The 15763-nt window shown below is 35.3% G+C and carries 12 protein-coding genes; all 12 read right to left on the minus strand.

The features are described 5' to 3' along the window. Window positions 1-87: 87 nt before the first annotated feature. The 12 genes from FEZ13_RS07400 to mutS all read right to left on the minus strand — a co-directional run bounded on the left by FEZ13_RS07400 (window position 88) and on the right by mutS (window position 15493). A complete protein-coding gene (locus FEZ13_RS07400) occupies window positions 88-507 on the minus strand; it encodes a DUF2512 family protein (protein WP_186725817.1) in 420 nt (139 codons plus the stop codon). An 832-nt stretch (window positions 508-1339) separates the two neighbouring features. Beyond that, entirely contained in the window at window positions 1340-1540 is a 201-nt protein-coding gene (locus FEZ13_RS07405; RefSeq protein ID WP_146549276.1) for a cold-shock protein, read from the minus strand. 752 nt (window positions 1541-2292) lie between these two features. Continuing rightward, window positions 2293-2505 (minus strand): hypothetical protein, encoded by a 213-nt coding sequence (locus FEZ13_RS07410; protein WP_146552058.1) that lies wholly within the window; start codon window positions 2503-2505, stop codon window positions 2293-2295. Between the two features lie 298 nt (window positions 2506-2803). Next, the gene (gene gvpU, locus FEZ13_RS07415) at window positions 2804-3190 is read right to left on the minus strand and encodes a gas vesicle accessory protein GvpU (protein WP_146552059.1); all 387 of its coding nucleotides are present in this window, start codon (window positions 3188-3190) and stop codon (window positions 2804-2806) included. Between the two features lie 424 nt (window positions 3191-3614). Next, a complete protein-coding gene (gene glnA / locus FEZ13_RS07420) occupies window positions 3615-4949 on the minus strand; it encodes a type I glutamate--ammonia ligase (RefSeq protein ID WP_146549278.1) in 1335 nt (444 codons plus the stop codon). Window positions 4950-4999: 50 nt separating this feature from the next. Continuing rightward, complete coding sequence (locus FEZ13_RS07425; protein WP_146549279.1) at window positions 5000-5383, minus strand: MerR family transcriptional regulator; 384 nt, start codon at window positions 5381-5383, stop codon at window positions 5000-5002. Window positions 5384-6051: 668 nt separating this feature from the next. Beyond that, window positions 6052-7302, minus strand: coding sequence for a methionine gamma-lyase family protein (locus FEZ13_RS07430; protein ID WP_146552060.1), 1251 nt, complete (start codon window positions 7300-7302; stop codon window positions 6052-6054). A 514-nt stretch (window positions 7303-7816) separates the two neighbouring features. Beyond that, window positions 7817-8044, minus strand: coding sequence for an RNA chaperone Hfq (gene hfq / locus FEZ13_RS07435; RefSeq protein WP_146549281.1), 228 nt, complete (start codon window positions 8042-8044; stop codon window positions 7817-7819). A 63-nt stretch (window positions 8045-8107) separates the two neighbouring features. Beyond that, window positions 8108-9025: a tRNA (adenosine(37)-N6)-dimethylallyltransferase MiaA gene (gene miaA / locus FEZ13_RS07440; RefSeq protein ID WP_146552061.1), complete on the minus strand. Its 918-nt coding sequence runs from the start codon at window positions 9023-9025 to the stop codon at window positions 8108-8110. Window positions 9026-9210: 185 nt separating this feature from the next. After that, on the minus strand, window positions 9211-10884 hold the full coding sequence (locus FEZ13_RS07445; RefSeq protein ID WP_146552062.1) for a glycerol-3-phosphate dehydrogenase/oxidase: 1674 nt from the start codon (window positions 10882-10884) through the stop codon (window positions 9211-9213). A 28-nt stretch (window positions 10885-10912) separates the two neighbouring features. Beyond that, window positions 10913-12820, minus strand: coding sequence for a DNA mismatch repair endonuclease MutL (gene mutL, locus FEZ13_RS07450; protein ID WP_146552063.1), 1908 nt, complete (start codon window positions 12818-12820; stop codon window positions 10913-10915). A gap of 12 nt (window positions 12821-12832) precedes the next feature. Continuing rightward, window positions 12833-15493 carry a DNA mismatch repair protein MutS gene (mutS, locus tag FEZ13_RS07455; RefSeq protein WP_146552064.1) on the minus strand — a complete coding sequence of 887 codons (2661 nt, stop codon included), beginning with the start codon at window positions 15491-15493 and terminating at the stop codon, window positions 12833-12835. Between the last annotated feature and the right edge of the window lie 270 nt (window positions 15494-15763).

Here is a 15763-nt window from a genome sequence, read left to right on the forward strand (position 1 = left end):
ATATTTAGTTCTTTCAGCCTTTTCAACATCCTTCATTTTATCTTATAGAATAGGCTTAACTATAAAAAATCTTATCAAAAATTGTGACTAAATATGTCCATTTGGTTCTCTTTCAGTAATCCTCTTTAATTGATTTTTAAACACTGCAACATCCATATATTTATGGAATAGCCATTCCACTATACCTAATACTAATGCAGAGGCAAACGCTGACGAAAGTAAATCGACATTATTTGGATCGTTCAATGTGGAACCCACAAAATAGATGATGATGAAAACCAAGATCGCATCTGAAAAAGTAGCGATTGTATTTCTCCAAACGTATTCTTGTTGTTTACTTGATTTAGTAAAGATCCACAAATCACCAACAATATAGGTAACAAATGTTAGTATCAAACTAATAAGCAGAGAATTAGTGATTAATCCGCCATAAATAAATGAATGAATAAAAGTAACAACGGCTGTAATCATTAGTAATTTAATAATGATTGCCAAAAAGTGATTCATTTTCGATATGCTCCTTTCCTTTTTAATAATGGTGATACAATCCGAGCCCTTATTAGTATGACTTAAATTTTCGATTATATTCTCATACATGTTAATGATTCAATTTTATCCTTTTTCTTACTCATTACATACACTACGTTCTTATTTACCGTTCTTCATCATTGCAAGTCATCACTATCCCTCCGCCACAGTCTCCACAAATTTTCTTCATTTACCATTCCCCCTCTTAACACAGCTGATCGAGCTATCTTCAATTTGATAATGTGAAAAGGGTAAAAAAAACATGTTTTACTTGAATCTGTTGTTTAGGCTTTAGGAAAAATTCATCGCCTAGCTACCAAGAAAAGACATTGGCTGAAGTAGACCGGGTTATCTGAAGAATTGAAAGTGAATTACAAAAAAGAGGAAAATAAATTTGTAAGATATGAAAAAAATTTACTTTGAAACGAAATCCTGTGGGCAATAAAAAGAGGTGGAGCTTAGAGCCCTAACAAATTTAGACTTAGTACATTTTCAAATATTGGGTCACGTTCCCATTGGTAAACTTGTGTACGGAACAAGGCTTACAAGAATTGTTTTAATCATACAATGTCAAGGATATTGATATATCAATGTTTTAGGGATTTTTTTATCATAGAAAATCATAATATCTCAAGAATTCGTGGTAAGGATGTGGTAAGGAATTATCATGGCTCGTGGTAACTAAAATAAAGCTACAATCCCACAACATATTTTATGTATATAGATAATAGAGTCAAACTAAATAAAAAAAGAGGAATCCTATTGAAAGGATTCCTCTGGTTTTTTTTATACTTCTTTAACCAATTAAAGATTAAAGTTTAACAATGTTTGCAGCTTGTGGTCCGCGGTTACCTTCTTCAACTTCGAATTCAACTTTTTGACCTTCGTCTAAAGATTTGAAACCGTCGCCTTGGATTGCTGAGAAGTGAGCGAATACGTCTGCTCCGCCTTCAACTTCGATGAAACCGAAACCTTTTTCTGCGTTAAACCATTTTACTGTACCTTGTGTCATTTAAATGACCTCCATTAAATAATTATTAATATATAAGTTTTTAAAAGAAAAAAATTCACATATTGCAAAAAGTACCGAACAAACACGATTACTCTTTGTAATATGTGAATTCAACTTTTTTCCTATAAAGGACTTTATTAATTTCATTATATACTACAAATACACATTTGTCTAATATTATTTTAACTCGTTAAGTCAAGGATAATTTGTTGATGGATTAATTTTCTATTTCCTTCCATCATCTCATCACCTACTTTAAAGAATTTTGCGAAATGTAATTGGATTTATTTTTACAACATCATCTAAAGCATATAGGCCACGTTTTCGCTAAACGGATCGATATAATAAAATTGACGAGTATTTAAAGTCTATATATGGATACCCCAGTGCATTATTGGTTGTTCGTTTGTCCGTATGATGTATTCTAATTCTAGTTTTGAGTTGAATCCAATATTTAATTTGTACTGAATATCCTCTAATTTCCATCTTTTTTATGTACAAAAATGTAGAAGCTCCGTCATTTGTGGATGACGGAGCAAAATATATCATACTTTTTAAAACCTTAACTTTTCAATTTTGTAACGTATATAGCTATAAGAAGTATAAGAATTGTTAAAAATAATGACAACGGAACTAAAGAAGCATTCTTTTGCAAAATTGAATTAGTTCCAATAACTATACTTGATAAGACTAGTAAAAAAAATATTCCTAATTTAATATACTTCATTGGTTTATCTCTTTCCTTTTAACAACTATTGTGTCGTAATATCAAACACAGCGGCCCACGTCATTTCTACAATAACACCTTTGCCTTTGTTATTAGCATCTAAACGTGTTGCGAACAGATAGAACCAACTACCTGTTGCTCCTGGAATAAGAAGTACAGGGAAAAATATACCAAGTCCACCTAAGCTAGTACCTCCAATTATTATATCATTCTTATAAATATTAACATATAATATCATTTTATAAATCCTTTTATAGAAATTTATGTTTAAAATATATTTTTTTATATATTTTGTTAAATTAATTTTTTTAAAACGAAAAGTTAATAAAATGAAAAAGACTAGGCACCCACATTTATAATGAACACCTGATTTTTCTTCTATTTCAATTTAATTTTCTGACTCTCAAGAAGTAATAAGCTGGTCCCCTCATTATTGCAATTGCTGTTTTTAATAAATGTTCCATTTTAGCACCTCATTTTTAAATTTTTTCGCATACAAAAAAGCACACCCAAATGGATGTGCTCCTATTAAATTTTTAGAATGCACCGAAAAAGAATCCGTCAATTGAATCTATTTTTCCTCTCCATAGTGTGTTAGTAATAAAATCGCCATTCGAATTTACAATTCTTACGCCCTTTAAATGGATAAAATTAGGGTCGTGATTTTTACTTTCACTTTTGTTACTTAAGGAAGATGTCGCAGTCACATCAGCTAATTTAGTAAATTTATCCGAAAATACTTCTGCAATTGTAGAATCACTGTTAGCTTTTTTAAAGCTGTTACTCAGCTCTTTTAAATAAGTTTCATAGCCAATCAAGCTACCGGAAATTGTTGTGCCATGTGCATTTAACGTAATATTAAGACTTAATCCTTTTGTCTCGTTAACAACTTTCGTAAGAGCCGTTAAAAAAACATCTTTCATACGAACCCCTTCCTCTCTTTCTACTTATTTCGACAAAGAGGGAGAATTACCTTTAATAAAGTTCACTCATTTTCACTATAAAAATAACGCTAGTCGGTTGATTGCGTTTGCTGCACACATTGCCCTACATTATTTCAGCGTTAATGATTCGCGCCTTCCGACATCTGAAATTTTGCCTTTTTCAACAAAAGTCACTAAAGTTTCATCAGTAAAATCACCTCATAAATATTGGCTTTTACTATGTGGAGAAAATGCAGACATATTAAATAGCTCCAGGATAAATATATGCGAAATAACATGAAATGATAGGAGAAGGAAAAAATTCGTGGTAAAAATGTGGTAACTTTCAAATTTATTTACCACGAACTTGGATTCGTGGTAAATAAAAAAAGCGTTGGAGCTTAGAGCCCCAACGCATTCAATCTTAGTACATTTTCATGTATTGGTCACGTTCCCATTGGTGAACTTGTGTACGGAACATATCGAATTCGATTTCTTTTGCTTCACGGAAGTTAGCATAGATGTGTGAGCCAAGAGCATCTTGGATAACTTTATCTTCTGCAAGTGTTGCAAGAGCGTCATTCAAGTTAGCTGGTAAGTTGCCGATACCTGCTTCTGCACGTTCTTCAGCATTCATCACATAGATGTTACGATCTACTGCTGCTGGTGGAGTAAGTTGTTGTTCAACACCATTTAAACCTGCTTGAAGAATAACAGCCATTGCTAAATATGGGTTAGCAGATGGGTCAACTGAGCGGACTTCGATACGAGTTGATAAACCACGAGAAGCTGGGACACGAATTAATGGTGAACGGTTTTGAGCTGACCAAGCTACATAACATGGTGCTTCGTAACCAGGTACTAAACGTTTGTAAGAGTTGACTGTTGGATTTGTAACAGCTGTGAAACCTTTAACGTGTTTTAACACACCAGCCATAAATTGATATGCAGTTTCACTTAGTTTTAAATCACCAGATTCATCATAAAATGCATTTTCTTTACCTTTAAATAATGAAACGTTACAGTGCATACCAGAACCGTTTACACCGAATAATGGTTTTGGCATAAATGTTGCGTGTAAGCCGTGTTTACGTGCAATTGTTTTAACAACCAATTTGAATGTTTGGATATTATCACAGGCTTCAATTGCATTGGCATATTTAAAGTCAATTTCATGTTGACCAGGAGCAACTTCGTGGTGAGATGCTTCAATTTCAAAGCCCATTTCTTCAAGTTCTAACACGATGTCACGACGGCAATTTTCACCTAAGTCTGTTGGTGCTAAATCGAAATAACCACCTTGGTCATTTAATTCAAGAGTTGGTTCGCCTTTTTCATCTAATTTGAATAAGAAGAATTCTGGTTCAGGTCCTAAGTTGAAGCTTGTGAAGCCTAGGTCTTCCATACGTTTTAACACACGACGTAAGTTATTACGTGGATCTCCTTCAAATGGAGTACCATCAGGACTATATACATCACAAATAAAGCGACATACAGCCCCTTTATCAGCAGTCCATGGGAAAACGATGAATGTATCTAAATCAGGATATAAGTACATATCAGATTCTTCAATACGTACGAAACCTTCAATAGAAGAACCATCAAACATTACTTTATTATCTAAGGTTTTTTCTAATTGGTCGACTGGAACTTCTACATTTTTAATAGTGCCCAAGATATCTGTAAATTGTAAACGAATAAATTTAACTTCTTTTTCTTCTACAAGTTTACGAATATCATCTTTTGTGTACTTTGCCACACGAATCACTCTCCTATAAATATGTAATAAAATTTTATTATACTCGGCTCTTATAAAAAGAATCGAGATAAATCACCTTGACGAATTGAAGTTTTTTGCATCCTTTGTGCTTGTTGCATTTCTTCCCTTAAAATGCGTCTTAGATCATCATCAGTTATTTCAGTTTTTGCTTGTTTTGCCACTACTGGCTCATTCTTCATTGCGAAGACTTTCTTGATACCTGCCATGTTAATGCCTTGATCCAACAAATCTTTAATTTCTAGCAAAACATCAACATCATTTAATGAAAACATTCGACGGTTGCCTTCTGTTCTAGCAGGCGTGATCAGCTCATGTTCTTCGTAATAACGAATTTGGCGAGCAGTTAAATCAGTTAGCTGCATAACTATACTGATTGGTAGCAAAGGCATGGTCTTACGTATTTCCTTACTCATTTCCTTCACCTTACCTTTCACATGATTTATAATACATGATGTTATTATTATTGTCAATAACATGTTAGAATTATTTACATTTAATTTTAAACTATTAAAAAAAGCCCGTCAATATGGAGTTTTCTAGCTTCTCTTTATTACACATTGGCGTAATTGCTTAAAATTTCAATCATGTTCGTGTTCAGTGAATCATGCTTATTCCAAAGAATCCATTTCATCCATACATTTTGGTTTCTATTTGGATACATTAAGATGTGTTGATTATCGAATCTTATCCACTAAAATATAAAGTATTAGCTGATTTTCGTCTTACTTTTCCCATGAGACATTGAACTAAATTCTATTTTTGATGACTCGAGCAAGCCATAGCAAGGATCCATACATACAGAGTTCATAATAGGACATTATTTTTTATTTCGTCTCCCCATTACTCTAATTTTTTCCTAACTAACAACAGCTGTATTCATATAGTGTTCAGGTTTGTCCTTTAAACTGTGTATGATGAAATTGATTCAATTATCAAAAAATATGAGAGATAGCAACCTTTGTTTATAAGGTTGCTTATGGTCAAAGCATATCATTAGAAATGATTACATTAGACAAACTTCTCTCAATCTCACTTTACATGAAATTTGTAACAGGAATCAAGCATGTTTCATGAGTTTACATCATTTTTGCAAATTTTGAACAGCATTTAGGATTGCGTATTTTACATGCTCATAGGTTAGCCCACCTTGCACATACGCAGTATATGGCGGACGGATCGGACCATCAGCAGATAATTCAATACTTGCACCTTGAACAAACGTGCCTGCAGCCATTATCACATCATCTTCATAACCTGGCATTGGCGCAGGTTGAGGAGCGAACTGTGCATTGACAGGTGAGTTTGCTTGAATCGATTGACAGAATTGAATCATTTGTTCTGGTGTATTAAATGATACAGATTGTATTAGATCTGTACGCTTTGCATCATAACGCGGTGATGGTTTCATGCCAACTTCTTCTAAAATAGCGGAAGTGAAGATGGCTCCTTTTAAAGCTTGTGCGACGACATGTGGTGATAAGAAAAATCCTTGGTACATGTCAAGCAGTGCATTTAACGATGGACCTGCTTCTGCTCCGATACCTGGAGAAGTCATTCGATATGAACATTGTTCGACATATTTCGCTTTTCCAGCAATATAGCCTCCAACTTTCGCAAGACCACCACCTGGATTTTTAATCAGGGAACCTGCCATCAAATCCGCACCTAGCTCTGTCGGCTCAACTGCATCAACAAATTCACCATAACAATTATCGACAAAAATAATCGCATCTTCTTTAATAGCACGAATGTTTTTTATCATATCCGCTATTTGATCTAACGTAAAGGAAGGTCTTACTGCATACCCTTTTGATCGTTGAATAGCAATGACTTTCGTTTTATCTGAAACTACCTCTTCAACACGCTCCCAATCGACAGCTTTATCATCAAGTAAATCAACATGTTGATAACTTATATGGAAATCTTTTAAAGAGCCTGTATCTTTGTCACCACCATCTACAATCGATTGTAATGTATCATACGGTTTTCCTGTTATATAAATGAGCTCATCTCCTGGGCGCAAAACCCCGAAAAGACTGAGTGTAATCGCATGTGTACCTGAAATAATTTGTGGTCGAACAATGGCAGCTTCTGCCCCAAATGTTTCAGCATATACACGTTCTAACGTATCACGTCCTTCATCATCATAGCCATAGCCTGTTGACGGATAAAAGTGACTTTCACTGACATTATTATGACGAAAAGCAGCTAATACCTTTTGTTGGTTGTAAAATGCCATGTCATCTGCCTTTTCTAAGTAAGGTTTCACTTTTTCTTCTATTTTTTTGGCTAAAATCATTGTTTCTTCCGTTAAATTGGACATATATGCCATCTCTATCGACTCCATTTCTAAACTAAGTCCTATTTAATCTTATCAATTCTTTCTTATACGTCAACTATTCATCATTTCCACTATATTTCAGCATTATAAGGTCCCTGTAGAATAAAATTACGCACAGTGAAAAGTTTTCTTCATCTCCCACTGCTTGTTAATTGAAACAATAGGCAATCGAGGCACATATTTGTTCCTTGCATCATAACTAAAGAGCTTGCCATCTTATTTGTACAGGATAAGAATAAATATAAATCAACCAGCAAGTCCTAATGTAAAACTTCATAGAAAAACCATTTATAACTAGTCCAGTTATAAATGGTTTTTTACATGAATAATTATATGAATCAATTGCATAAATCATTTTCTTCTTGAAAAATACGAATGTTTAATAATGACTTATTTTGATAGTTGTGTAGCGGAACAAACAAGTCTGAATATTAACAAAAAATGTTCGTATTTTTATCTGGATTTTGCATTATGAAATTGATTCATATAGAAGAGATTTATCAAACTATTCTACTTCTTGTTGTAAATCTATAGATTTCGATGGAGAGAATGTTGAAATTGCATGTTTGTAAATCAAATGTTGCTTGCCATCCACTTCAAGTAATACCGTGAAATTATCGTAAGAACGTATTGTTCCTTTTAATTGAAATCCATTTAATAAAAAGACGGTCACAAAAATACCGTTTTTACGTAATTGATTCAAATACGTATCTTGCAAATTCGTTGATTTCATGAAGAATGATCCCCCTTAAGTTAATAATAGTATTGTATATTCGCTTTTTTTAGTGAATTCCCTTTATTTTTGTAAAATATTATCAATTATTTTTATTGTACCCAATTGAGCATCAAACCATTCAATATCCAACTTATTACGGAAATAAGTGAGTTGTCGCTTTGCATATCGACGCGAATTTTGTTTTAATTGGTCAATGGCTTCTTGCAGTGTTACTTTGCCATCTAAATAATCATAAATCTCCTTGTATCCAATCGCTTTCATAGACTGTACATCTCGGATTCCTTTGTCATATAACCCTCTTACTTCTTCTAGTAAACCCTGTTCTATCATTATATCTACTCGATGATTGATCCGCTCATAAAGAAACTGTCGATCCATATTCAGTCCAATGATCCGATGTTTATATAATGGATGATTACCTAAGTGTTGAATTTGGTCTGATTTTTGAACTCCATTATGCTCTGCCATTTCTAAAGCACGAATAACTCGACGTGTATTATTTGGATGAATGATGGTTGCTGTTTTAGGGTCGATAGCAGCTAGTTTTTTATGCATGGCCTCTGGACCAATCTTCTCCAATTCTTTGTAATAATTTTCACGAACAGTTGGATCAATTTTTTCCTCCGTAAACCGATAATCAAATAATACGGCTTGAATATAAAGCCCTGTTCCCCCAACAATAATTGGGCATCTTCCCTTTGCGTTGATCTCATCAATTTTGCTGCGAACTAGTTTTTGATAGTCCGCAACCGAGAAAGATTCTGTAGGTTCTTTAATATCGAGCAGATGATGAGGAATTCCTTCCATTTCTTCAGGTGTAATTTTAGCTGTCCCTATATTCAAGCCTTTATAAACTTGCATGGAATCTCCGTTGATAATTTCTCCATCAATGGCCTTGGCAAGTTCAATACTAAGTGCAGTTTTTCCAACGGCTGTCGGTCCAACGATTGCGATCACATCTAATTCTTTTGGCAACATTCTTCTTCTCCAACCATTTTAATATCGTTTAAAATCCTTGTTTTCTACCGCTTAATGTCGTATCCTACAATTTCAAGACTCCAAGTAGCAAGTCATTGAAAAAAGTACAATTGTTCAACTCACACACAGTCAGGATGAAGAAAACCCCCACTGAGGGAGTTTCACTTTATTGGAAGTGATACGGTCTATTCCTTTATTTTTGAATGCATCGATTTGTCATTTGCAAAATGTGCCGCATCGTATATAAATTCTTCTAATTCTTTCCGATATCGTTGCTCTTCGCTCGGCGTATAATGCAAGTAATTACTCATCAATCGAATAACGAATTCTTTATACTTTTTGACATTGTTGACATTGAAGTACAACATTGAAGAACGGCGTACAAAAAAATCCGCTGGCGTATAAGCCATTTCATATTGCATCGCATAAATAAGTTGTGCATATAAATCTAATGGTAGTAGAAGGCTTCCTTCTTGCACATTTAATGTGTGAATGATTCGGTATAAATCATCAATATTTGTACCATATCTGCGTACCAATTGATAGGCTTCATCAAAAGTTAATCCGTATTTTATACCTTCTTGCGCTTTGTAATGCACATAGGCATCAAAATTTTGAGAGTTGATGCCTTTAGCACCAGAAAGCGATAATTCTGCCGTTGTACATGACCCAGCTTTTTTAAATTGTTTACGTTTAACAATTTTATCGACAATATTTTCCGCCATCTTACGGTAACCCGTTAACTTACCACCAGCGATTGTCAATAAACCTGTTGAAGATTCCCATATCTCATCTTTCCTTGAAATTTCGGATGGATTTTTTCCTTCTTCATAAATAAGTGGACGCACGCCTGCCCAGCAGGATTCAATATCTTGTTTTGAGATAGGGATATCTGGAAACATAAAATGAATCGTTCCAAGTAAGTATTCAATATCCTTATCTGTTGCTACAGGTTTTATTGGATCATCATCATAAAAAGTATCCGTCGTTCCTACGTACGTTTTGCCATCACGAGGAATCGCAAAAATCATTCGTTCATCTGGTGCATCAAAGTATATTGGCTGTTGTAAAGGAAATTGAGCTTGATCGATGACAATATGAACACCTTTTGTTAAACGCAATTTCTTATGGTTGTTGATCTTATCTTTTTTTCGTATATCATCAACCCATGGTCCAGTCGCATTGACAACCGTATTTGCTTGTAGCGTCCAAGTTTTTTGCGAAATTTGATCGTGCACAACCGCACCCATAACATGGTTATCCTCGTATACAAATTCTTCTACCTTCGCATAGTTTAAACAAATCGCCCCCAGCTCGACTGCTTTTTTCAATACTTCGATGGTTAAACGAGCATCATCTGTCAAGTATTCAACATAATAGCCGCCGCCTTTAAGATCTTGCTGTTTTAATAATGGCTCTTTTGCTAGCGTTTCTTTCGAATTTAACATCATACGTCTTTCGGACTTTTTGACATTTGCTAAACGATCATACATCTTTAGTCCAACAGATGTTGTCAAGGATCCAAATGTTCCACCTTTGTAAAAAGGGAGCAACATCCATTGAGGTGTCGTAATATGGACACCATTTTCATAGACAATTTCCCGTTCTCTTCCTGTTTCCTTCACAACATCCATCTGCATTTGTTTTAAATAACGCAAACCACCATGTACCAATTTTGTAGAACGGCTAGACGTGCCCGCGGCAAAGTCCTGCATCTCAACTAAAGCTACGGATAGCCCTCGAGATACCGCATCCAATGCAATCCCAGCCCCCGTGATACCTCCACCAACAACTAAAACATCAAATGAATAATCATTTAAAGTTTGAATGACTTGATCTCTTTTCGCGGCTGAAAACATGTGAGATTCCTCCTTTTGCTTCACTTCATTACATAACGCGCTTAAACATTTTTTCAATCTCGTATGTTCTAAAATGGACAATGACTGGTCGACCATGTGGACAAGTAAATGGATTGACCCTTGTTTTTAAGTCTTGTAGCAATCTTTCCATTTGTGATTTATCTAGATAATGATTAGCTTTGATCGAGCGTTTACAACTCATCATGATAGCAGCTGCTTCTCGAAGTTTCTTGATATCCGTTTTGCGTTCTTTTAATACCTGTTCGATCAATTCCTCAATAATTTCTGATTCAAAACCTTTTGGGAACCATGTTGGATGTTCACGTACTACAAATGAGTTTTGACCAAATTCTTCAAGATAAACCCCCACATCTTCTAAAGCTTTTGTATTTTCTCTTAAAATTAGTGCTTCATCAGCAGAATAATGAAAGGTTAATGGCAATAAAAGTGATTGACGCTCATCAGCATTCACTTCTCCCACCTTGTCTTTAAAGTATTCATATTTAATACGTTCTTGTGCAGCATGTTGGTCGATCAAATAAAATCCATCTTCACTTTGTGCAACAATATAGGTGCCATGAATTTGCCCGACGATTTCAAGTTCAGGAAATGGTTCCTTAGGCGTTTCTGTTGGAGTAATCTCTTCAGTTGTTTCCTCATCATTTGACCAGATTTCTTGTGAATCTGGCTCCAACTGGCTGATTCCTTGTGATTCTTTGATTTCTTCCCAGCTTTCCTCTACCGCAAAGCCTTTTTCTGTTTGCTCATTGATGATGTCATCTTTAAAAACCGAAGAGAAACCTGTCTCGCTTGAATTTTCATTTTCTCCTCTTTTTATCTTTTCGTTGAACTGCGGCATATGGGTTGTGTCATAATTAATGTTTTTCCAAAAATTAATCTGTTCAGACGATGGTGCTGGCTTTTTCTTTTTTTGAGCGATCTCAGGAGCCTGCATTGAATGACGAATAGCCTTGTGAAGGACTTGTTCAATTAATTGCATTAAATCTGGTTCTTTACTTAAGCGGATTTGTTGTTTTGCAGGATGCACATTGACATCTGTTAAGAACGGATCTCCTTCAATATGAATGACCGAAATGGGATATCGCCCAATCGGTAAAAATGTATGATAAGCATCAATCATTGCTTTTTGAACCGTATAATGTCGAACCCAACGTCCATTTACGAATATAGACATATAATTTTTCGAAGCTCTTGTGATTTCTGGGATAGTAGCGTAACCAGAAATCTTATAGTCTTTAGATTCTCCTTCAAAATGGACCATTTTCTTGGCATTCGACACGCCATAAATCGCTGCAAGAACTTGTCGCATATCCCCTCGACCATTTGTTTGCAATAGTTCATGATCATGATGTATGAGTTTAAATGCTATATTTGGATAACAAAGTGCTAGACGATTCATCAAATCGATTGTATGTCCAAGCTCTGTTTGAATTGTTTTCATATATTTCAAACGAGCCGGTGTATTGAAAAATAACTGTGAAACCGTCATATCCGTTCCTTTTCGAAGAGGTCCGGGTTTTTTTTCTATCATTTGCCCACCATCGAGCTGTACCTCAATCCCTTCTTCACCATTTGATGTGATTAAGTGGATTTTGGATACCGAAGCGATACTGGCTAAGGCTTCACCACGGAAACCAAGTGTACGAATGCGAAACAAGTCATGTTCGTTATTAATTTTACTAGTGGCATGTCTTTGGAAGGAAATCAATGCGTCATCTTCATCCATTCCACATCCATTATCAATGACTTGAATAGAGGTCATTCCTGCTTCTTCTAACACCACTTCAATTGAGGTACTTCCTGCATCGATAGCATTTTCGACCAATTCCTTTACAACAGAGGAAGGTCTCTCAGCCACTTCTCCTGCTGCGATTTTATTGGACAAGAATTCATCCATTATATGAATATGCCCCATATTAAGCATCTCCTATTTTTGTAATAACGATTGTTGTAACTGATAGACAAGCTGTAAGGCATCCATAGGGGTTGTACCAGATACATTTAACCGCTTTAACTGATCAACTACATCTTTTTCAACAGCTGATAATTTAGGTTTTGTTACTTCTTTGACAACAGGCTCTTCTTCAAAAAGTGAAAGCTGTGCCGTCGTTTCTTCATGGACAGATGAAGTGGCGGGTTTCGGTATTTCTACCGTCTCTTTCTCTGTCATTGCTCCAGCCGTGGCTGCTACTTCTTTTTGATGAAGAACAGGCTCTACATCTGTTGCTTCAAATTCTGCTAATAAAACACGTGCACGTTCTATAATGGGGTTCGGTAATGCTGCTAACTCTGCGACATGGATACCGTAGCTTTTGTCTGCTGGTCCTTTTTTCACTTTATGTAAGAACACCACTTTGCCATTTTGTTCAGCAGCTGACACATGTACATTTTGCAAGCGATCTAACTCATTTTCTAAAGCCGTTAATTCATGGTAATGTGTTGAAAATAATGTATTTGCACCAATCTCATTATGGATATATTCCATCATTGATTGTGCTAGTGCCATACCGTCGTAAGTAGATGTACCACGACCAATTTCATCAAATAGCAATAAGCTGTTAGCAGTAGCATTCGTGATCGCATGTTGTGATTCAAGCATTTCGACCATAAATGTGCTTTGTCCACCTGCTAAATCATCAGCCGCACCAATACGTGTAAAAATTTGATCCGTAATAGGTAGCTCCGCCTCATCCGCTGGTACATAGCAGCCCATTTGTGCCATTACTGTAATTAAAGCTACTTGACGCATATACGTACTTTTCCCTGACATATTCGGTCCTGTAATCAGCATCATATTTTGATCTGTATCTAAAATACAATCATTTGGAACATACAATTGCTTATTCATCATTTTCTCAACGACAGGGTGTCTTCCATTGATAATTTTTAATGCTCGTCCTTCATGGAATGTCGGTTTGACAAAATGATATTTTTCCGTAACAGTAGCAAAGCTTGTAAAAACATCTAATTCACTGATGTCTGATGCTAATGCTTGAAGACGAGGAATAAATTGTTTTAGATACTCACGAATTTCTGTGAATAATTGATATTCAAGTACTAAGCTTTCTTCCTCCGCATTTAAAATAATAGACTCTTTTTCTTTTAACTCTTTCGTAATATACCGTTCAGCATTTGTCAATGTTTGCTTACGTTCATATCGATTAAGATCTACTAATCCAATATTCGATTTGGTGACTTCAATGTAATAACCAAACACTCGGTTATACCCTATTTTTAAGTTTTTGATGCCTGTCGCTTGGCGTTCTTTTTGCTCTAATTGAGCGATCCAGTCTTTACCGTTTCGAGATGCATAGCGCAATTCATCTAGTTTTTCACTAAATCCTTCCCGAATCACATCTCCCTCTTTTATAGAAATAGGGGGATGATCTGTAATGGCTTTACTTAAATAGATTTCTACATCTTCACATAAATCTAACGCTTGGCCTAGTGGAACTAAATGTTCCTTACTTGAATGGATCAATTGGTCTTTAATAGCAGGAACTTGACGCAATGAATCACGTAATTGAGCTAAATCCCGGCCACCTACACTACCAAAAGCAACACGCCCTGCTAATCGTTCTAAGTCATAGACTTTTTTTAACAACTCCTGTAATTCCGTACGGATAAAATATTCTTCTAATAGGTCTGTTACAATACTTAGACGTTTTTCAATGGCTTTACGATTGGCAAGCGGTTGATGAAGCCATTGTTTAAGTTTTCTTCCTCCCATGGCGGTCGATGTTTCATCGAGCAGCCACAGCAATGTTCCTTTCTGATCACCACCACGTAATGATTGAATCAGTTCTAAATTACGTTTAGAATTCGTATCGATATTTAAGTAATTTTTCACTTCAAGATAAGAAAAAGGTTGAATATGTGTTAGTGAACGCATTTGCGTACGTTCAATATAATGAAGTAAAATACGGCAAGCCTCATGCAGTTCCTCTGGCGCTTGTTCCACATATACAAGGCTGTTGTCCTCAGCCATCCCTTCATTTTCTAATGACAGGACGATTGAATAAGTTTCAGCTAACTCTTGTAATTCTTCAAATAGATCATCTTTGACGACCAATTCACGAATATTAAATGCCTGAAGCTGTTGGATCAAATCTTTTTTGTCGCCCTCTACAAATGTTGTAATCGATTCTCCTGTTGATAAATCTAAATAACTAAAGGCATATTCAGTCTTTTTTAGTTTTGTAGCGGATGCGATAAAATGATTGGATTTTCCATCAATCGTTTTCCCTTCCATAATTGTTCCGGGCGTAATAAGCTGAATGACTTCCCGTTTCACAACACCTTTTGCCAATTTTGGATCTTCTGTTTGTTCACAAATTGCTACTTTATAGCCTTTTTGTATGAGTGTTTCAATATAATTTTGGACAGAATGGTGCGGTACCCCACACATGGGCACGCGCTCTTCCATCCCTGCATCTCTACTCGTTAATGTAATTTCTAAAATTTGTGATGCCTTTAATGCATCATCAAAGAACATTTCATAAAAATCTCCTAAACGGAAAAATAAAAAAGCATCTTGATAGTCTGCTTTTACTTGTAAATATTGTTGCATCATCGGTGTGTAAGTCATTTTATTACCTCTCTTGTGTTCCTATATCGTATCTTTATTATAACAAAACGAGGTCGAAAAATCGTTTGATTGTATGTGACAATCAGGAATTTTCCAAATCTATTTTATTGAAAAATATCGAAGTCACTGGGAATTTGGGTGTTCTTCAATAGATCAAAACGTTCACTTATTGTACATGAATCAATCCGTCAATCGTGTGGAACGCTATTTTATCAGGGAAGACTTCATATAGTGGTGGGTAAGCTTACTGTCTGCTCATATGAAAAAACT

Origin of the sequence: Rummeliibacillus sp. SL167 (genome assembly GCF_007896505.1) — a bacterium.
In the GTDB taxonomy this organism is placed as follows: domain Bacteria; phylum Bacillota; class Bacilli; order Bacillales_A; family Planococcaceae; genus Rummeliibacillus; species Rummeliibacillus suwonensis.

What these genes read in the sequence shown, in the direction of transcription:
- FEZ13_RS07400 (WP_186725817.1), bottom strand. Translation starts at nt 507, where the DNA reads ATGAATCACTTTTTGGCAATCATTATTAAATTACTAATGATTACAGCC.
- mutS (WP_146552064.1), bottom strand. Translation starts at nt 15,493, where the DNA reads ATGACTTACACACCGATGATGCAACAATATTTACAAGTAAAAGCAGAC.
- FEZ13_RS07410 (WP_146552058.1), bottom strand. Translation starts at nt 2,505, where the DNA reads ATGATATTATATGTTAATATTTATAAGAATGATATAATAATTGGAGGT.
- hfq (WP_146549281.1), bottom strand. Translation starts at nt 8,044, where the DNA reads ATGAAATCAACGAATTTGCAAGATACGTATTTGAATCAATTACGTAAA.
- FEZ13_RS07430 (WP_146552060.1), bottom strand. Translation starts at nt 7,302, where the DNA reads ATGGCATATATGTCCAATTTAACGGAAGAAACAATGATTTTAGCCAAA.
- FEZ13_RS07445 (WP_146552062.1), bottom strand. Translation starts at nt 10,884, where the DNA reads ATGTTTTCAGCCGCGAAAAGAGATCAAGTCATTCAAACTTTAAATGAT.
- miaA (WP_146552061.1), bottom strand. Translation starts at nt 9,025, where the DNA reads ATGTTGCCAAAAGAATTAGATGTGATCGCAATCGTTGGACCGACAGCC.
- mutL (WP_146552063.1), bottom strand. Translation starts at nt 12,820, where the DNA reads ATGGGGCATATTCATATAATGGATGAATTCTTGTCCAATAAAATCGCA.
- FEZ13_RS07425 (WP_146549279.1), bottom strand. Translation starts at nt 5,383, where the DNA reads ATGAGTAAGGAAATACGTAAGACCATGCCTTTGCTACCAATCAGTATA.
- gvpU (WP_146552059.1), bottom strand. Translation starts at nt 3,190, where the DNA reads ATGAAAGATGTTTTTTTAACGGCTCTTACGAAAGTTGTTAACGAGACA.
- FEZ13_RS07405 (WP_146549276.1), bottom strand. Translation starts at nt 1,540, where the DNA reads ATGACACAAGGTACAGTAAAATGGTTTAACGCAGAAAAAGGTTTCGGT.